Genomic DNA, 19,179 nt, shown 5'->3' on the forward strand with positions numbered 1-19,179 from the left:
TACTATTCGATTTTCTTCGCGGCGATACACGGTTATTTCGAAAAAGCATACGGCATGACGCCCTCAGAGTTCCGAAAGCAATAATGATCGCTCACTATTCAGACTTAGGAGGAATGTTTAAATCAAGCTCTGTCTTCTGCTTTTGCTCCGTCACAGTACCGTCCTTTGCGCTGTTATAAGCAGTAGTCAAAATGGCTTTTGGATTAGAAATTCCTACAAGAGATCCTGGGGTTTTTGAAACATTAGGTATAAAGAAATAGAATTTCTCGCCAGGCTCCACAAACGTATTGCCACTGGCATTGAGAGGTCCCGTTATGTCGCCAAGCCAAAATTCTGTATAGAGAACATCTGAATACTTATTGACAATCTCAAAAACGTAACCCTCTTGAGAAGTTCCTGGAACCTGAGCGATGGCGTACAAGCTCATGTGTAACTTTTCGGTATCAATAAGAGTCTTATTAACTTCTCGGGTTACTTCGAACTTCTTTTCTTTTAAGTCATTAAACGTAGAAGTATGAGGAATGGTGCCTTTGTTGGTCAGCTGATCAAAAGGTTCATAAGCAACACTTGAGTAGTCTCCTGCAGTTTTTGAAACTTGCTTAAGCTCGGCATCCGTTTCATCCGAACCCTTAAGTCTTAACCTGCCTGTACTTGTATCAATGCTACCTGTAAAAGTACCTGCAGTTCCTTCAAGGTTCACGGTAATTTTTCCATCACCGTCAGCAGTCCAAGTAAATGGTTTCTGTACTCCAAAGCGGATAAACGTACCGGTGCCATCTTCGGCAAAATTAAAAGCATATATTGCTTGGAACTGTTCGCTGATCTTGGAGTATCCCTCCTCGGTCATGGTGCCTTGTTTGGGATCGTAAATATCGTATGCTTCCCAAACGCCTGCAATCTGTCCGGCTGAACTCTTGTTTTCAGGAGTGGTTCCCTTGTTTTCTGAAGAACACGCGGCAAGTACTCCTGTTACAGAAAGTACCAACGCAAGTACGCACGCTAACAGCATTTGACGCTTTTTCATGGGACATCCTTTCAGGGGTGCAGTGTCAAAGCAAAATAAGTTTTTAATAGTCAATATGATACAACAAATCCAATAAATTAGAAAATTTTAGGTTCTTCATATCTCCGTTCATATCTCCGCGAAATATGTTGCGGCATACGACAACACGCTAATTCACTAAAAGCTCGTTACAAGCTCGTAGCCATTCTCTGACTTTTGTATTCTCCAAGTTATGGACGTAGCCGAACTCACTAAAGACGCATCGTGAGAAACAAGTAAAAGCGCCCCAGGATATACGGACAGCAGCCGCTCAAGAGCCTCTGTGGATTCAAGGTCAAGATAATTCGTTGGCTCATCCATCACAAGAAACTCAGGTGATTCCAAAATCCCAAACGAAAGCATGAGCTTTCTCATTTCACCCGGACTTACGGCATCCCCCTCAAGAATACAATCTGGATCTGAGTTGAGCTGTGCCACAATGGAAAGCACTTGTCCACGCTGGGCGCTAGTAAGCTCTCTCATTTTCTTCAACGTTTTTTCTTTCTGCAATACATCGGGTTCCTGAGGAATATACAGTATCTTTGTGTCAGCACGACCCGTATTTGCAAAGGGTGCGTCCATGAGACTCATATCGATAAGTCTCGCATCAATGGAACTTGTATCAGCGGAAATGCTCGCAATGATTTTCTTAACCAAAGTAGTCTTTCCAGATCCATTGTCTCCAACTAGTCCAATATGATCTGTATTACCTATAAAAAGTGCTGGAAAACTGAGCAAAGACTCACCAACAGAAATACGACCAGGTTCCATCCTAAAAAGAACCTTTCGCTTACTCGGTTCAACGTCAAGCCACACGTGAGCGTCATATCGTTTTTCAATCTTACTGTCAGCAACGTCATCCTCAGCTTTTTCAAGCCTGCTCTGCATACGAGAGGACAATTTGCCCGCCTTCCCGTCTTGACCGGAAACAATATAGTGGCGCTTTTTTGCTTTCGCATCGCTATCGTTTTTCGCAATGCCCTTCCCGCTCTTACGCGCTTGCACCCGAGACGCTTCTTCTCGACGACGCTGGGCTTCTCGCTCTATTCGTGCTTTCTCTTTTTGTGCTATTTCTCGAACGTGAATTGCGCTCGAACGCTCTAAAGCTACCTGTGAAGATGCCTGTGAATACCCACCGGACCTCATGGTAGCTGTACCGTTTGCTATAAACAGACATTGCGAACAAAGTGCGTCGAGAAGTTCTCGGTCATGCGAAATAAGTATTCCAACGCCTTTGAACTTTGACAACGCTGCAAACAAAGCCTGCCGAGTGGACGCGTCTACATGGTTGGTAGGTTCATCAACAACAAGCACATCGGGAGTAGACCACAACGCACACGCAACCTGGAGTCGCTTCTGCTGTCCGCACGAGAGCAGGTCATAGCGCCAAGGCCAATCGTCTCCTATGGACAACTCGTTTCTCAACTTTATCGCTGCCCGATCAAAGGCCACAGCAAAGTCTTCGAGATTGCTTGGAGGTTCCCCTGTGCTTTGAGCACAATATGTCGAGAAAAGCGAAGGGCTCACAACTCCCACACCAGGCTGCAGAAGGCCACACACAACACGCGCAAGTGTTGTCTTGCCAGAGCCGTTATCGCCGACAAAACCAGTCCAGCCCGCAGGAAGCGTAGTGGTCACATTGCGTATAGTAGGTTCAACTGTCAACGGATAGGTATATTCAATATTTGATAGATTAAGCTGCATAGTACCTCGGTTCTGCCGAAGGCTATGCGGAGCAGCATGCAAATTATAAATTTCAACTGTATCTAACTTTGAATATGTCTAACTGCAAAGATATCGTTATTTAGCGTATGTTAAGACATGAATAAGCGATGCTGCACCCGTGATAGTCGTCGGCGACGTTACATGTATTCGGGTTTATGAGTATCGCTAGTTCTTCATGCACCTAATCCCTTCTCGTACCGGCGCTTGCCAAAGGCTCCGGCAGACTGTTAAAACCATAGTAGCTTTGGAAACGCATTAAGACAAGGGAGCCTTGGTGGGTAGAGAAACTCATCTATTGGTTCGTGTATCTGAGATTTATCCGACAACAAGACCCTCATCACGTGTTTTGTTAATGTTTAAGGAGAATCAAAACACCTGACTAGTTCGAGGCGACTATCGAGAAACACATATCGTCTAAAATCAAAGGCACAATATACCTCTTCATCGACAAGATTCAGAGAGTCGAGGGTTTTGAGGAAGTCATCAATGCTTACCGTGCCGATGGCAGATTCGCATCGCAAAGTATCTGCGTAATACACAAGAAATCCCCATTAAACGCGAGACACTCGCAAGTTAGATCGAACTTCTGGTAAAGGCAAAGTTACTCTACCGCTGTGACCGCTTCGACATGAAATCGAAACGTTCACTGCGAGGTGGCGAGAAGTACTATCTCGCCGACATGAGCATCTACTTCGCTCGCAACGTCAACGCCACCATGGACTTCGGCCCGCTGCTCGAGAACGCAGTGTTTACGTACCTGATGCCGAAGGACTATCGCGTGAGTGTCGGACAGATTGAAAAGTTAGAAGTCAACTTCATTGCACGAAGAGCCGACGAATGGTACGCCTACATACAGGTGTCCCTGTCGGTTGCGGACAAAACCGTCGCGGATCTTAAATTTTTCGTTTTCGTGAAATAATGGATATTAACATTTATCGATTTCGGCAAATGAGAAGCGATGTCCACCTTTTTCAAGCGCAAAGCGTACGACAGAATTGCAGAATGGAAAAAGGTCTCCAATGGCAGGACAGCACTGCTAATTGAGGGCGCACGGCATTTATGTGGTTGATTGTCTCCCTTTAGCCATCATAGATAATGAACTACGTACGCTTGAAGATACTTAAGCTTGCAATTCTGAACGCCAACTATAAACGCTAACTTCTCGAAGTTCATTATTCTTGAGAGTTTCATCATTCTTGAAACATTTCTCATAATTCAGCGGGTTGACTAGCGGTTGACATTTACCATTGGAGGGTTTTTTCTCGATTCCAAAAAATGTCACTAGTTTATAAAACCAATATCGAGACAGCTTGCCGTTTTCCCTTCTGATCCAACAGTGTCCAGCGGCATCCTCAAAAATGAATGTATCAACTTTCCATTTCTCGTCGTTGATAATCGGCCGCACTTTACCAATTGTTTCTTTAATTGCAGATAGTTCCTCAGGATACATCCAAGGACGCTTATCAGTTTCTTTGTTGTTATCAACAACAGCGAATGAAATGAACTCCCCAGGTACCAGGATGGGCTGAAGGAGGAGTGTCCTCACCTGCTCAGGCTGTATCAGCCCTTCTTTATATCTCTCGCCATTTTTCATTTTGTACGCTTTGCCATAGACAGCTAGATTTCTAATGGGGGTCTGCGATTGATTGAGCAATACCATTCCGACATAATACTGTGACTTATCTTTACGCGGAGGCTGCTCAAACTTATTGTCGCCATCTTGCGAATTGTTATCTTCGTTCTCGACACAGCAGTCATCATCAACGCGCGCCCACCAAGCACTGATCTGCTCAGCCTGAGCTCTGCGCTTCTCTTTCCGACCTCGATAGACTTGAAAGAGTCCTATAACTGAGCCCATGACAGCCAATACCGGCGTTGCAATATCCTTGATAAACAGCATCAAATCCATTAGACGCTCCAAAAAAACATTATCAATTCGAATATCATTAGCGCTGTCCCCCGTCGTTTGAAAAGAACTGCTTCCTCTATAGTAAAACACTATCATTCTCGATCACATTGAGTTTGCGTATTGGAAGGTAATTACCTCATCTTCAGAGCATCCATATAGACGTGAATCAACTCATAGAAAGTGCAGAACGGCTCAAAGCGACACATGACTTATGCCAAATAGGGGAGAAAGAATAGGCATGGCACAAATGAAATTCTTTCATCCCCGTTATAAATAAAGAGAGCGCGTTCTCCAGAGAGGGCCCGTAGTCCAAGCGCATATCGACGTTCCGGGCGAAGTAGATACCGGGGTCGGCAAGGTAGTACCATGCCGTCCGCTCTGGATGGGAGGTTTAGCAAAGCTTCTCTATCTTGTAAGATATCCATAAGTGGCTCAGCACCAAATACGGGAAGATGGTCTTTTTTCTGCTGTTACTAGCCATACAAAAAAGCTCCATTCGATAACAAACATGTTAGAAATAACTAACTATTTACCTATAAGTGTATCTCACAGTTCTCAATAGTCTCCACTGTATAAACCTTACTTAAAACTACTTTTTGTAGTATCTGTCTGCGATTCTTTAACTCTGCCAGAGAAAAACAGCAAAAAGATGATTTTAACCCATATAAAAAGTATCTAATGCATTGTCTAATTGGTTGATTAGTGACAAGATGTTTTCGTACAGAAAGGAGTTCATCATGATGATAAGTCCTGAATTTTACGTTAATAAATATAAAAATACGCCATATAAAGAGCTTATTGAAGCAAGAGCGGAACTCATCAACAGACTTAGTAACCTGGAAAATTATTTTGAGACTCCCCAAACAGAAACAACAATTTTGCCTTTTCCAGATGAAGATACCCAATATAAAATGTACCTTGAGTATCTTCAATCACTCATCGCCATGATGATTGAGCGAGCTCCTGAGCTTACAGGAACCCCCTATATCAATCTCTTTGATGAAAATGAATAATGTCTCGTACACTTGTAATACAGCGATATCTTAAGGACAGAGATGTCTTATGGATATAAAAGGTCAGCCATTTGATTACATGCAATATATGTACAGCTTTGTCCAAAGTCCCATTATTAGAGGATGTATTCGTTTTAATGGAAAGTTACAAGACAGCAAATTAAGAAATGCTATAGAAAAATTAGCTTTAACTTATCCGATTTTACTATGTAAATACAAAGTTCAAAAAGGAACATGGGTTACAGATCCTCATGCTTCATGTGAGGATTTATTAACAACTATATCTGCTAAAAATGATTTCTCAACTTTAGAGATTGATTCATTATTAACGTCTCTTAAAATTGGAATTGATCTACCACTAAAAATTTACTGGATATGTGGAGAAGAGAAAGACTCTCTTTGTATAATAGCAAGCCATTTACTTTGTGATGGAAGAGGATTTGAGCAATTACTATATCTTTTAGCTGAATTATATTCGGGTACTGAAATAAAAGAACAAATAAATAGAGATAGAAGTTTCTCTCAAGTAATTAATAGGTTTTCCATGGGGCAAAAAATAAAGATTTTATGCTCAAAGACGCAAAAACATAGCAGCACGAAACTACATCTACCACTTAATAAGAGTAGCCGCACGCCAAATCTCATAACCAAACAAATTAGCATATCTAAATTAGAGCAATATTGTTCTTGCACCAATGAATACAAACCAAGCATTAATGACATTTTACTTGCAGCATATCTGTTAACACTGCACGATATGTTTCAATGGAATAACATTACTATTTCATGCCCAGTTGACCTTCGTAAATTTAGCCCAGACGCACGTAACTCTATCTGCAATTTAACAGGGAATTATTACTGTCATGTCAACTTTAATGACAATAGCACCTTTGAAGAGATTTGTCGTGAAATCACTACACAAATGCATACTCAAAAGAACAGCAATTCCTGTCTGAAGGAACCAATGTTGCTACATATCTTATATCGCATGCTTACCCTTTCAATTGTAAAAGAATTACTTTCCAGGGCTATTTCTGTCCCTGTAACTTCATATACAAATTTAGGAAAAATAAATGAGAAACTCCTTGTATTCCAAGGAGTTTCCATTTCAGATACTTTCATTGCTACCGCAGATAAACCAGTGCCCTATTTTCAACTAGCAGTGTCTACGTACAAAGACAAATGCACCCTTTCAGTCTGTACCTATGCGAGCGGGAAAAGTTTTGATGTACTTTGTTCTGTTGTAGACAAAATCTGTAGTGTGCTTGAAAATTTATAGCAATTCTTCAGCTCAAATTTTTCTTTATCCAACATTTTGATTACCTTTGCTGGACTTTCAGCCACAACTATTCAACCGTTACTGACTTCGCAAGGTTTCTCGGCTTATCGACATCGCAGCCACGGGCAAGAGCCACAGAGCGCGCAAACAGCTGAAGAGGTACCGAGGCAATGATCGGTGAGAATGCGTCTCTGACTTTTGGCACGTAGATGATATAGTCAGCATGCTTCTTGATTTCCTGATCACCCTCGGTTGCAATGGCAATAATCATGGCGCCGCGTGCTCGGGATTCCTGGATATTGGAGATCATCTTGTCATAAACCGGAGAATTTGTTGCTACAGCAATGACAGGATAGCCTTCAGATAGAAGCGCAATAGGGCCGTGCTTCATTTCTCCGGCAGCGTATGCCTCGGCATGCAGGTAGCTGATCTCTTTGAGCTTGAGAGCTCCCTCATAGCAGATAGCGGCGCCCATACCGCGGCCAATGAACAGAGCGTCATTGGCGTCTTTGCAGGCCTGCGCCGCGACGTCGATAGCCTTCGTGTCACTGAGGACTTCTTCAACTTGCTCGGCGATATCGGCAAGTTCTTTAAAGAGCAAGCGTATCTGAGCAATTGAGAGCTTTCCTTTTGCCTGCGCAAGAACCATGGCAAGAAGTGTCAGGCTGACAATCTGCCCCAAAAATGATTTGGTGGAAGCGACGGCAATTTCCTTGTTGGCCTTGGTGTAGATAACACCGTCAGACTCACGGGCCACGGGACTTCCAATGACGTTGGTGATACCAAAGACCTTGGCGCCCTTGATGCGAGCATCGCGGATGGCAGCCAGGGTATCAGCGGTCTCACCGGACTGAGATACAGCAACTACCAGCGTTGACGGAGTGATAATAGGATTGCGATAGCGAAACTCGCTTGCGGCTTCAACTTCAACAGGTATGCGCGCCCAACCCTCGATAAGTTGGCGGGCAATAAGACCGGCGTGGTAGCTGGTGCCGCAAGCAATGATGTAGACGCGGTCGATTAAACGAAGTTGCTCCAGGGTCATGCCCAGCTCGTCAATGGAAAGCACGCCGTTAGTCAGGCGTCCCGCAAGCGTGTCGCGAATGACGCGCGGCTGCTCATGGATTTCCTTGAGCATAAAGTCGGGGTAGCCGCCCTTCTCGGCAACATCAACGTCCCAATCAACATGCATAATTTTAGGTTGAACGGGATTGCCTTCAGCGTCGGTATAGCTGATGCCGTCAGGCTCCATAATGGCAAACTCATTGTCGCCAAGGACAGCAACGTCTCGGGAGGCTTCAATGACCGCAATGATGTCGGATGCAACATAGCTGCCCTTCTCACCATGAGCAAGGACGATAGGGGAATCTTTGCGGGTAACCACGATGCGTCCGGGCTCTTGGGAGCATATAACGGCGAGGCCGTAGGTGCCTACAATCTGTGAGCATGCCTTGGCGACGGCGTTGCGAAGGTTGCCGTTGTAAGCTTCCTCCACAAGATGGGCTACGACTTCGGTATCCGTGTCGCTGCGGAATTTGTGTCCGCGTGATTCAAGTTGCTCGCGGAGCTCGGCGAAATTTTCGATAATGCCATTGTGTACGACAGCGATTGTATTGTCACAAGAGGTATGTGGATGAGCATTACGCTCGCTTGGAGCGCCGTGCGTTGCCCAACGAGTATGTCCGATGCCACAGGGGCTTTCATTATCGAGATACTTGACCGCTTCGGCAAGTCCCGCGACTTTTCCGACACGGTGTACTACGGTGAGTTCTTTGTCGGAAGCGTTTTGAAGTGCGATGCCGGCGGAATCATAGCCGCGATATTCCAGGCGCTCAAGACCCTGGATGAGAATGTTCTTTGCGCGCTGGTGACCAGTAAAGCCAACGATACCGCACATGTAAACTCCAATCGTATGCTTCTGGGAGTGTCACAGAAACGATTAGTTTTAATTAATCCACTCTATTTTAGCGAGTTATATAGGCAAACTTGTATGATATTAATCTTACTAATATTGGCTGTAGACGAGAAATTCTCATCTACAGCAAATATCGTCTTTATGCACAATAGGAAAACTCAATTTTCATCATAGGCAATTCGGAAGTAATCCAACGTGGCTTTGAATCTATCCTGAGCCGTAAGGCAGGTATCAAGAAGATAGCCGTTCTCCTTATCCCACTTAGAGAGCCCTCGATAGTAGAAAGACTTCATATCATCAGTAATTACGAACGGGACAACGTCATGGGTAAGGCATTCTTTAAGCATAATCAACCTGCCGACACGTCCATTGCCATCTTGGAATGGATGAATGCGTTCAAAACGAACGTGATAATCAACAATTTCTTCAAAGGTATGAGAGCTATTTGAGTTATATGCCTTTAACAGCGATTTCATCTCTTTAGCAACATTTTCTGGAAGAGTAGTTTCTCGCCCACCAACCTCATTTGGTAGGCGTTTGTAATCTCCAACAGCAAACCAATCTTTTACAGAGTCTGTAGTTCCCGTTTTTAGAATATGGTGAAGTTCTTTGATGATGGCCTCTGTAAGGGGGTCTTTTGCATGGTCAATCACATAATCGATAGCGCGAAAGTGGTTCTGAGTTTCTACAATGTCGTCAATGTGAACAGGATTTCCTTCAACACCGATGGTTGCCGTTTCAAAAATCATGCGCGTCTGATCAAGGGAGAGTTTACTTCCCTCAATGTGATTAGAGTTGTAGGTAAGCTCGACCTGGAGCTTATGGTAAATGCCGCCCTTTATTTTTGAGGACTTTTCTTCAATCAAGCGTGAAAGCAGCGGACTTGTTGAGGGTGTTTTAGCATTTTTTCGAGAAGGTTTTACCGAATCAGCTGGAATGTTCCAAGTTTTTCCCACGAGAAAAGCGCCTGGTACGCGTCCATTAGCGCAGTAATTACGCACACTTCTTTCAGATATGCCCCAGAGCTCAGCAATCTGAGCAACAGAAAGAAATCCCATCGAGCTTCACCTCCCTACCGGCAAAAACTGATGAAATTATTATAGCAAATGAGACTGTTTTTTGCCGATATCGGTAAAATTAAAAATCTAACCATACAAAAAAATTGTCCACTGAAATGAGCAGTATTTTGAGGTTGAGTATTTGTAGCTCTTAACACACAGGGTTGCCGTACTCACGCATCATAGCTTCGCGGTTAATAATCCACTGCTTACCATACTTACGAGCATCTACTCCTGGAACTATTTTGCCGTATGCAACAGCCTTACGCAGAGTTGACTCGCTTAGGCCCCAGAGTTCGCTAGCATCTGAAAACGATATAAGTCCATCGAACGGAGTCGCAACTTCCGTTCCGTTCTCCCATAACTCATCACAAGAGAGATCAAGGTCATCGTTCCAGATAATACCGTAGCCACCTTGATCAACCACAACATCTCTGAACAGCGATTCATCTTCCAGAAGCTTGAAAACCGAAAAACGATGCATAAGCGGAGCTACATCGTAGATTTTTGTAGTTCCATTAGTAAATTGAACGCTCAACTTTAAGTCAACCAGCGCAGAAACTTCTTTGATCTTATGAAATTTCATATTCTGCCTCCTTTAGACGAGCGGATCGATTTTCTTAAATTCTTGCGTCTCCCACATAACCAGGAGTTCAGTTTGATGAATCTCTATCCACTCGCGCACCATACCGGCAGCCCGAAGCGGCAGACTACCATCAATTTCCTCGCCCGAATTAATATCAAAAGCTGCAGTATCCTCACCGTAAATTGCATGTATATGCGGTGGATTGTGTTCTGAGCCCAAGAAATACATGCGTATAACTATCCCGTAAAACCGTGTAAGTGTAGGCATATGTATCCTTTCTTTTTGATAAGTATATCACGATAACGTGATATCATCCGCAACTCTTTATTAATAAAAACTCCTCGCATCGTGAACGAGGGGTTAATTTAAGACTGGAACTAAAAATACCTACTGAATCTTATTTCCACTCAATAGTCGCATGGGCCGTTTCTGTGTAGTCAGCAGGTCTAGTGGGCTTGGACTTCCTCTGATCTCTTATCAAGAAAACCGTGTAGTCATCATATAATCTGCACTGACTATATAGTATGTAATCACCTTGAAAAAAATATTTTCGCCCAACCAAAGAATGACACGTATGGCCTACAGAAATGCAGTATGATTGTGTACAACTAAGTACATGGACTGAGACGGCGCTAACGAAGTGCGATGCTTCCCAACCCAAGAATTACAAAGTCCGACTGAAGAGTGTCAGTATTTAACTAAGAAAACACGCCTATTAGTAAACGAAGTAACTACATGCGAATTGTGAAATGAAGTTAGAATTCCTCTGCCTCAGGTGCAGACTCGACCTCGGTCTCAGACTCAAGATTAGCCTCAGACACAGGTTCAGATTCCTGTGCTTCCGATGACTTCGAATCTGCTTCATCCGTAGTCTTGCTGTCGGCAAGAGTTTGCTCGTATAGCTTACGCAACTCGCTGTCAGCTGCGGTTCCGCTCTGAATGGTTTGAAAGAAGTTGCCGACGATGCCCTTGCTCTCAAGGACGAAGTCAACCTCATCGGCCAGGGCCTTATCTACCAACCTCTCAAAGAAATCGGCTTCGAGATTTTCGATTTTTTTCTCAGTGCCGTCGATTGTCAGTTTTTCCTCTTTATCGACTTTTATAGTCAGCTTTTTTCCTGTGCTCGATTCTTTACTCATGATTTCATCCCTTCGTAGATGTCGCTGCGTCTCTTTACCGCCTTTGATCCGCCGTCAATAAGTTTGGCAATATTCTCAACAAGCTCGCTCTTACCTCGCGCCCCAACAAACGATTTGTTTGAATAAGTGATGTGATTTTCCTTGCCGATAGTTTTGTCGTTTTCGGCAAGGATGATTTCGTTAGAGTCAGCGTTCACGACCAGTAGAGGTTCATGCGTCGCAATAAAAAGCTGATGGGTTTTCCTAAGCTCATCGAACTTGCTTGCAAGCACGTTTAGGAGAAAAAGTTTGTCCATGTTTGACTCGGGCTGGTCGAACACTATCACCGTATTGCTACCGGAATCTTCAATTTTCTCGTCAAGGAAATTTGAAACATATATCTTGCTCAGCATGCCTGCTGACAATTCATCGATGGGCATGAAGTTGTTTCCATCAGTTTTAATCTTAATTGTGTAATCGAGAGCATCCCTGTAGGGAAGAGAGAAGTTCAGAGAGTCGGAGAAACCTTCCGTAAAGAATACCTCTACCAGCGAATCTACGCTTTCGGGATCAGTGAGGTCGTAGGGCGGGTTAAAACGCGACTTATTTACTTTTGGTTTATTTCCAATAGCCCCTAGAAACGCCTCTCTGATGCTGTCAGCATCAGAGAGCTCAAGATTGATTCCCTCCGTCTCAAGTTTTACAGAACTAGACTCTGACAAGAGTTTCAAGGACGAGGTCAGTTCCTTTTTGTCCAAGCATGGCACGGATTTGGTCAGCTTCAGTTTCTTAATCTCTAGACAGTTCTTTGCGATGGTTTGCAAGTCGTTATCGGCAGCTGTCTCCTTATTGGCCACTTCAGTTGACCGAAGGCTAATCTTGCTGTTATACGCTTTAACTGCAGCATAAATAAGATTGCTAACTCTCTGCTCGAGTTCTAGGTGACGTGATTGTTTTTCATACTTGAGCTTTAAGTCACCCAACTCTTTAGTAAACAGGGTTTTAAGCTGTTCCATTGTCAAAGTAAGCTTGTTTGACAATGCACGATTGCTTGCGATTTCTTTGAGCGCCTTGAAGGCATCATCCACACGATCGATGTCTTCAGAAATACTCGTAACTTTCTGGTTGATAGTTTTTAGCTCGCCAGTCATTCGAGCGTCTGGCTTGTAATCAATCACACCCGTACGGTGGCTTTTGTTTGCGTCGATAAACTTGAATGCATCGCCGACGCGAGCAATGCACTCTGAATTTTCATTTTGCAGCCGTTTGCTTACCCGCTTGTTCGTGAGAAGAACATTCATTGAATCTCTGAAGCTATCGAGTTTCTTTTGGTAACTTCCGCTTTCGATGCTTAACCCGAGATCATCGAGCAGTCCCGCAGGATCAGAGGAATATGCCTTGATGATTTTCTGATACAGATTCTCAAGCTCAACAACTTTGTAGCTTGAATCGAAATTAAGTTCTCGATTATTCGAATCATACAGATGAATACATTCGGGGTCGCACATCCCTTTGTAGTTGGAAACGTTCGAAGTATTCTCAGAAAGATGCTCCCCTATGAGTTTGCTCTTAATCAAATCAAGCAGCATGGTCTTGCCGGACCCGGAAGAGCCAATGATCGCATTGATGCCATGGGAGCAGTCGATTTCCGAGCTTCCCATCGCGGAATTCTCGTCTATGATAATCTTCGACACGAAAGAGGTTGGCTTGATGAGGTCTTCCTCTCTGAGGACACGTGCGTCTCCCACCAAGACAGAGTAGAAGAGGTCGTCAAAGCTATTTCCCGCCCAGATGTAGGTCGGGGACATTTCCTCGCTGAACTTCTTGAAAGATGTCTGGTCGGCAGAACTCATGTTTGCCGCATCAGAAAGCCACTCGCAGTTTTCCTCCGATAAGAAATCCTCCAGAGAGTTCTGGAGAGCGATTTTATGAAAGGACTTGTTATCTTCTGTGGCTACCGGCAAGAAGCGGGACAGCGACAATAGTTCTGATGCCATCTCGGGATTTCTTTGTACTGACTTCTGCTTTTGTTTTGTGCCATGCACGCAGATGATAGAGCGGTTTAATGTTGCAAGCTCACTGAGCTGGTCGACTGTAAGAAAAAAGCAATCAGCGCCCTTCGGCTTCTTTTCGCTGCCTAATTCAGCATTTTTTGCGTAATAACCACGTAGCTTTGACTGAAACTCCCATGGATTTGTCAACGGATCCACAAGGAGTACTGTATGTAGGGTCTTGTCGGGATTCTCCCAGTTCTGCAAATCAATTTCGACGCCGGGAACGAGGGTTATACTGCGCATAGAGCAATAGCGCTTAAGCAGGCAGAATGCTGCTGCATCGAAGTCATTATGGTTCGTCTGGCCGAGCAGACCGAAGTTATATTCAGCGGCTTCGTCCACTTGCTTGTAAGCAGCGGGTATATCAAAGAACCTTGTATCGTTATGCGTCTTGTCGATTGTGCAATCCGCATCTTTTCCACCAAGGTGATTGTGTATAGAAATCTTAGTGAACTCGCTCATAGACACCCCTAGTCTCAGAGGGCTTAAGCTTTGCCAAATTGTGAGTTTGATAGCCCAAGTCCGCTTGCATCTGAATTATACTTCTAATCATAGTTCGTTTCTTTTATCGAATTGACGAAGCTATTTTTCTCGAAATTAGTTGAAGAGCCAACATGACCTAGCGTGGCCTAACACCCCGTGTGGCTTTGCACATGCGTCTCCCATCAGGTATTTCTCTGCTTGTCCCATCCAGATGGTGTGATTCCTTGGACCTCATTGCAACCCGAGGACACCAGATGCAAGACGGCATCCTCCAGACACCATAAGACGCATTCCCGGCACAGCGGGGAATATCAGATAATGGCACCGAAAGCCGCGAGAATGCCGAGGTAGAGATATGGGGATCTGCTACCTCCTCGACATCCGAAACATACGACCTACCCGACGGCCTTATGGACTTGTCGCAGATCAACGATTACCTGCGCATATCTAAGACGTCGGTCATAAGCTCATCGAACGTCAAAAGATCCCCGCCATAAGGATTGGGAGACTTCTACGCGTCAGGAAAGATGAGCTAGACGAGATGCTCCGCGCATGGCCAACGACATCTGATCGGGGCTCCCATGCCTGCACACCCCTTGCGACAGGAACTCACCGCATCGCCACAACCGAAGGGAGACCGATGCCGTGGCCTAGTCGACATCCAAACTCGGCTGCCAAAGTCTATGGACGCAAAAAGCGCACACCGGAAAAATCCGGTGTTCGCTTGTCTTTCCCCCAATAAAAAACTAGAGCAGGCCCGGTGGTACCGCCCTTACAAAACCCAAGGGTTTTTCATGTACACCGTTCTACCCGACCGCAAGCGCGCCGTCAAGCCGACCATCCGAGCACACAGCGCCTACCCCCCCACTCGCACACTTCTGGATTCCAATACCTACTGCCCGCTTCTCCCCTGATTGCGGGATCAAGGAGCCTACCGGCGAGCTCGGATGCGACACCTATGGTTCTCAGACCCTCAGGGAGCCCTGTCCCCCGGCAGAGCTTCGCGAACTGGCGCGCCTGGGAGAAACCCCATGTCTCCGGCAAAGCAAGGGCATTCCTTAGGGAGATATCTCGCACGACGGCTTCGCGATGCAGGCGGGACTGGAGCCCCTCCTTATTTTGCGATTATTGCATAATTGTATTACTATATATAATACAGATAGTACATTGACCGCAGGAGGTGCACACCATGCTCCTAGAATTGGACTTTTCGGACACGACCCCCGTCTACCGGCAGATTCGGAATCAGATCGTACGGGCCATAGCGGAAGGCGGACTCGCACCGGGCGAGCGCCTACCGACTGTCCGAGCCCTCGCGTCGGAATGCGGCATCAACGTCATGACCGCAAACAAGGCCTACCAGCTCCTCAAGCAAGAAGGACACGTACAAGGCAACCGGCGCGGCGGCACCTTCGTAGCAGAGCCAAATGCTAGCTCGGGTCCCAGCCGCGGCGCCGTGGAGGCACTGAGGCTGCAGCTAAACGAGCTCGTTGCAGGCGGTATGCCGCGCGAAGAGGTACTCGCGCTCTGCGGACGCCTATTGGACAAAGTTCCCTCCCGAAAAGAAAGGGGTCTGTGATGAGTTCCATTTCCGCGATCTGGCTTATGTGCTGCTGGCTCCCCATTCCGATATGGTTGGCGCTCAGGAACAACGCCCGCTTCAAGAAGAACATCGTCGTGGGCGTGACGCTGCCGCGCGAAACACATGATGACGAGCAGATCACGGGCATTCTCTCGGGGTATCGCCGCCAGCAGCTCGCGTGCGCCATCGCACTCGTTGTCGTCGCCCTGGCGGGCGCCGCCGCAGGGTCAGTCCGCACGCTCGCGGGGCCACTCGCGGTCTGCTGGAGCATTTGGGTCCTCGTCGCCTGCATCACTCCGGAGGTCATCTTCGCGCGTACGAACGCGAAGCTCGCCGCCCTGAAGGGTGAGCGCGGGTGGCGTCGCGGCGAGAAGAACGGAACCCGGCGCGTGACGGTCGCGGACATCGGGGCGGCCGCCCAACCCCGAACGCGCATCTCAAACGCATGGTTTCTCCTCACCACCGCGGCAAGCATGGCTCCCGCGCTGTTCGACCGCAGGAGCCTGCCGGTCTACCTGCTCTCCGCTGCAGGCGCCCTCGCGACATGGGCGATCTTCCGCTGGTGCTACCGCGACCGCAGTGAGGCGGTAGATACCAACGAGGCTCTCACGCTGGCCCTTACACGCATCCGGAGGCGCGCCTGGGGGCGCATGTGTCCTCTTTACGGCCGCGGCGTTCTCATTTGTGAGCTGGTCGCAGCTCCTCTTCCAAGGCTCGCCCACTCTGTACCTGGTGGGCATGACGATCCCAGCGACGGCTCTGTTCGTCTCCTCCTTCGCGATCGAGATGCATGTACGGAGCCTTCAGGAGCGACTCACGAGGAGCAGCGGAGAGGGATTTTACGTCGACGAGGACGACCGCTGGGTCTTCGGGCTTCTCTACTTCAATCCCGACGATTCCAACCTCATAGTAAACGACCGCGTCGGAGTCGGCACGTCAATCAACCTGGCACGGCCGGCCGGCAAGGCGATAGCGGCGGCGCTCGCACTCGTACTGCTCTGCCTACCCCTGACCGGTGTGTTCATCGCCGAGGAGCTGTCGGCGCCGGTCACGTTGGAACTCTCTGGGAAAACGGTCCACGCGAGCCACGTGTTGACGAGCTACGAGATTGCCTCCAGCGACGTGGAGTCCGTCGAGGTGGTCGACCGGCTTCCAGATATGACGCGCACGTTCGGGGGCGCCGCGGACACCTTCCTCGAGGGCGACTTCTCGAGCGAAGAGTACGGGCCGCTCAAGGTGTGTCTGAACCCCGAGGCAGGCCCATGGCTCCTCGTGCGCACGAAAGGCGGCACCACATACCTCCTTGGAGCGAGCGACTCGGTCCAGACGGCTACCGTCCTTGAGGGGCTCAGGGCAAACGCGCGCTGAAGGCGAGCGACGGTTCGCAAGGAGTGGCATCGCGTCGTCCTCTTGAAGGATAGGTGAGAGTATTCCCACAGGTTAACACCAATAAAATGAGCCCCGAAATCCGAAGGTTCCGGAGCTTTCTCACATTTGTCAATCCACGAAAGTCTGGATGGCTTTGTCCTAGTCGTGCCAATAGATGCTGACCACTACAAACAGGCAGGAGGCTTTCAACCAGATGGAATGGGGGCCAGACTATTCCCACTCAATAGTCGCAGGTGGCTTTGGGGTAATGTCGTATACTACGCGGTTAACACCAGCAACCTCGCTAACAATCCTAGAAGAAATGCGGGTTAGCAGCTCGTATGGAAGCTTTGCCCAGTCAGCAGTCATAGCATCGCTAGACTCAACGGCGCGCAGGATAACTGGACGAGCATACGTGCGCTCATCACCCATAACACCAACGGACTTGATATCAGGTAGCACAGCAAAGTACTGCCAAACACTGTGCTCAGAGTTACGATTGCCTGTCTCGTCAAAGAGCTGAGCATTGTAGGCGTCAATCTCTTCTCGCACAATAGCATCTGCGTTGCGAAGAATCTCCAGCTTTTCTGGCGTTACCTCGCCAATGATACGGATAGCAAGGCCAGGACCTGGGAAAGGCTGCCTGTAGACAAGGTTCTCTGGCAGACCAAGAGAGACACCCAGCGCGCGAACCTCATCCTTAAAGAAATGATCTAAAGGCTCAATCAGATCAAAGTGGACACCCTCTGGGAATGGAATCAGGTTGTGATGACTCTTGATGGTTGCAGCCTTGCCGCCAGTCTTGCGAGCGCCAGACTCAATAATGTCAGGGTAAATGGTGCCCTGTGCTAGAAACTGAACACCATCCAACTTCTGAGCCTCGTCAAAGAAAACCTTCCAGAACTCGGTACCAATTAGACGACGCTTTTTTTCTGGCTCGGTAACACCAGCCAAAAGCTCTGCGTAGCGCTCCTCTGCATGAACGTGAATCAAAGGCACGTTAAACTGCTTGCGGAAGACCTGCTCAACCATCTCTGGCTCACCCTTACGAAGCATGCCGTGATTAACAAACACGCAGGTCAGCTGATTACCGATAGCGCGGTGGACAAGAGCCGCAACAACGGAAGAGTCAACGCCACCGGAGAGCGCCAAAATTACACGACCGTCGCCAACCTTTTGACGAATCTCCGCCACTTTCTGCTCAATGATGTTGTCCATGGTCCATGTGGGCTCAAGACCGCAAATATCAAAGAGGAAATTGGAAAGCATCTGAGAACCAAACTCGGTGTGGTTGACCTCAGGGTGAAATTGCGTGGTATATAGCCGGCGCGCAGGATTCTCCATGGCCGCCACGGGACATATATCCGTCGAAGCGGTTACGGTGAAGCCTTCGGGAACCTGTGCGACCGCGTCGCGATGGCTCATCCACACCGTCTGCTTGTCAGGAGTGCGGTCAAAAATCTTGCTACGCGATCCGTCCTCGTTAAGCGACAGACGCGCCGGGCCATACTCGCCCTTCTCGGTGTGTCCGACCTCTCCATCTAACGTTGCCGCAATGATCTGATGCCCATAGCAAAAACCGAAGACCGGCACACCAAGTGCCAGCACGTTTGGATCAATATGCGGAGCATCCTCGGCGTAGACAGAGGCGGGACCTCCGGACAAAATCAGCGCCGAGGGGTTCATGGCACGCAGTTCATCAGCGGAAATATCACATGGGACAATCTCAGAGTACACGTGCAAATCACGCACACGGCGCGCAATCAACTGACCGTACTGAGCGCCAAAATCAAGCACGGCAACAAACTGCCGGGGCCTTGCCTCGTTCATGAAATCTCCGCTTCTCCGGCAGGCAGACTTGAGTCATGCCCCGCCGGGCTTCTCGCCAGCATAATCCCCGCGCCGGCAACCTGATGTGCCTTTCCATAATACATGCCCCGCAAAGCATTCTCCACAAGAAAACGCGCTACATAGGATTTTGCGAAAGTTTAGCGTATAGTGGTAAACCAACCATCGGGCAAAACGAACACTACACGCAAAGGAGTCC

Annotated in this window: 15 protein-coding genes; 4 read left to right on the forward strand and 11 right to left on the reverse strand. The window is 47.4% G+C overall.

Features of this window, described 5'->3' with window-relative positions; all coding sequences use genetic code 11:
• Positions 1-94 precede the first annotated feature (94 nt).
• Together QM016_RS03640 and QM016_RS03645 are read right to left on the reverse strand one after the other, a co-directional pair.
• Positions 95-1,024, reverse strand: coding sequence for a lipocalin family protein (locus QM016_RS03640; RefSeq protein WP_282710213.1), 930 nt, complete (start codon positions 1,022-1,024; stop codon positions 95-97).
• Between the two features lie 156 nt (positions 1,025-1,180).
• The gene (locus tag QM016_RS03645) at positions 1,181-2,746 is read right to left on the reverse strand and encodes an ATP-binding cassette domain-containing protein (RefSeq protein WP_282710214.1); all 1,566 of its coding nucleotides are present in this window, start codon (positions 2,744-2,746) and stop codon (positions 1,181-1,183) included.
• Between the two features lie 649 nt (positions 2,747-3,395).
• Here QM016_RS03645 and QM016_RS03650 point away from each other — a divergent pair.
• Complete coding sequence (locus QM016_RS03650) at positions 3,396-3,686, forward strand: hypothetical protein (RefSeq protein ID WP_282710215.1); 291 nt, start codon at positions 3,396-3,398, stop codon at positions 3,684-3,686.
• 201 nt (positions 3,687-3,887) lie between these two features.
• Here QM016_RS03650 and QM016_RS03655 read toward each other — a convergent pair whose 3' ends face one another.
• Entirely contained in the window at positions 3,888-4,676 is a 789-nt protein-coding gene (locus QM016_RS03655) for a hypothetical protein (protein WP_282710216.1), read from the reverse strand.
• A gap of 737 nt (positions 4,677-5,413) precedes the next feature.
• Here QM016_RS03655 and QM016_RS03660 point away from each other — a divergent pair.
• On the forward strand, positions 5,414-5,689 hold the full coding sequence (locus QM016_RS03660) for a hypothetical protein (protein ID WP_282710217.1): 276 nt from the start codon (positions 5,414-5,416) through the stop codon (positions 5,687-5,689).
• 49 nt (positions 5,690-5,738) lie between these two features.
• On the forward strand, positions 5,739-6,968 hold the full coding sequence (locus QM016_RS03665; RefSeq protein ID WP_282710218.1) for a condensation domain-containing protein: 1,230 nt from the start codon (positions 5,739-5,741) through the stop codon (positions 6,966-6,968).
• Positions 6,969-7,035: 67 nt separating this feature from the next.
• Here the strand turns inward: QM016_RS03665 and glmS are convergent, their stop codons facing one another.
• The 7 genes from glmS to QM016_RS03700 all read right to left on the reverse strand — a co-directional run bounded on the left by glmS (position 7,036) and on the right by QM016_RS03700 (position 16,186).
• Positions 7,036-8,865, reverse strand: coding sequence for a glutamine--fructose-6-phosphate transaminase (isomerizing) (gene glmS, locus QM016_RS03670; protein ID WP_282710219.1), 1,830 nt, complete (start codon positions 8,863-8,865; stop codon positions 7,036-7,038).
• Positions 8,866-9,041: 176 nt separating this feature from the next.
• Complete coding sequence (locus tag QM016_RS03675) at positions 9,042-9,941, reverse strand: DNA-binding protein (RefSeq protein WP_282710220.1); 900 nt, start codon at positions 9,939-9,941, stop codon at positions 9,042-9,044.
• Between the two features lie 151 nt (positions 9,942-10,092).
• Positions 10,093-10,527 (reverse strand): DUF2442 domain-containing protein, encoded by a 435-nt coding sequence (locus tag QM016_RS03680; protein WP_282710221.1) that lies wholly within the window; start codon positions 10,525-10,527, stop codon positions 10,093-10,095.
• Between the two features lie 12 nt (positions 10,528-10,539).
• Positions 10,540-10,794 (reverse strand): DUF4160 domain-containing protein, encoded by a 255-nt coding sequence (locus QM016_RS03685; protein WP_282710222.1) that lies wholly within the window; start codon positions 10,792-10,794, stop codon positions 10,540-10,542.
• 488 nt (positions 10,795-11,282) lie between these two features.
• Complete coding sequence (locus QM016_RS03690; RefSeq protein ID WP_282710223.1) at positions 11,283-11,666, reverse strand: hypothetical protein; 384 nt, start codon at positions 11,664-11,666, stop codon at positions 11,283-11,285.
• Entirely contained in the window at positions 11,663-14,161 is a 2,499-nt protein-coding gene (locus tag QM016_RS03695; RefSeq protein WP_282710224.1) for an AAA family ATPase, read from the reverse strand. The genes QM016_RS03690 and QM016_RS03695 overlap by 4 nt, the downstream gene beginning before the upstream one ends.
• Before the next feature lie 1,830 nt (positions 14,162-15,991).
• A complete protein-coding gene (locus QM016_RS03700) occupies positions 15,992-16,186 on the reverse strand; it encodes a hypothetical protein (protein ID WP_282710225.1) in 195 nt (64 codons plus the stop codon).
• Positions 16,187-16,448: 262 nt separating this feature from the next.
• Between QM016_RS03700 and QM016_RS03705 the strand changes: the two genes are divergently transcribed.
• Positions 16,449-17,132: a DUF5808 domain-containing protein gene (locus QM016_RS03705; protein WP_282710226.1), complete on the forward strand. Its 684-nt coding sequence runs from the start codon at positions 16,449-16,451 to the stop codon at positions 17,130-17,132.
• Between the two features lie 231 nt (positions 17,133-17,363).
• Here the strand turns inward: QM016_RS03705 and guaA are convergent, their stop codons facing one another.
• Positions 17,364-18,962, reverse strand: coding sequence for a glutamine-hydrolyzing GMP synthase (gene guaA / locus QM016_RS03710; protein ID WP_282710227.1), 1,599 nt, complete (start codon positions 18,960-18,962; stop codon positions 17,364-17,366).
• Positions 18,963-19,179: the final 217 nt, after the last annotated feature.

The organism is Lancefieldella sp. Marseille-Q7238 (assembly GCF_949152215.1).
In the GTDB taxonomy this organism is placed as follows: domain Bacteria; phylum Actinomycetota; class Coriobacteriia; order Coriobacteriales; family Atopobiaceae; genus Lancefieldella.

Coding starts and splice junctions, on each gene's coding strand:
- QM016_RS03665 (WP_282710218.1), top strand. CDS start 5,739: ATGGATATAAAAGGTCAGCCATTTGATTACATGCAATATATGTACAGC.
- QM016_RS03645 (WP_282710214.1), bottom strand. CDS start 2,746: ATGCAGCTTAATCTATCAAATATTGAATATACCTATCCGTTGACAGTT.
- QM016_RS03660 (WP_282710217.1), top strand. CDS start 5,414: ATGATGATAAGTCCTGAATTTTACGTTAATAAATATAAAAATACGCCA.
- QM016_RS03690 (WP_282710223.1), bottom strand. CDS start 11,666: ATGAGTAAAGAATCGAGCACAGGAAAAAAGCTGACTATAAAAGTCGAT.
- QM016_RS03695 (WP_282710224.1), bottom strand. CDS start 14,161: ATGAGCGAGTTCACTAAGATTTCTATACACAATCACCTTGGTGGAAAA.
- glmS (WP_282710219.1), bottom strand. CDS start 8,865: ATGTGCGGTATCGTTGGCTTTACTGGTCACCAGCGCGCAAAGAACATT.
- guaA (WP_282710227.1), bottom strand. CDS start 18,962: ATGAACGAGGCAAGGCCCCGGCAGTTTGTTGCCGTGCTTGATTTTGGC.
- QM016_RS03685 (WP_282710222.1), bottom strand. CDS start 10,794: ATGCCTACACTTACACGGTTTTACGGGATAGTTATACGCATGTATTTC.
- QM016_RS03650 (WP_282710215.1), top strand. CDS start 3,396: ATGAAATCGAAACGTTCACTGCGAGGTGGCGAGAAGTACTATCTCGCC.
- QM016_RS03640 (WP_282710213.1), bottom strand. CDS start 1,024: ATGAAAAAGCGTCAAATGCTGTTAGCGTGCGTACTTGCGTTGGTACTT.
- QM016_RS03655 (WP_282710216.1), bottom strand. CDS start 4,676: ATGGATTTGATGCTGTTTATCAAGGATATTGCAACGCCGGTATTGGCT.
- QM016_RS03680 (WP_282710221.1), bottom strand. CDS start 10,527: ATGAAATTTCATAAGATCAAAGAAGTTTCTGCGCTGGTTGACTTAAAG.
- QM016_RS03675 (WP_282710220.1), bottom strand. CDS start 9,941: ATGGGATTTCTTTCTGTTGCTCAGATTGCTGAGCTCTGGGGCATATCT.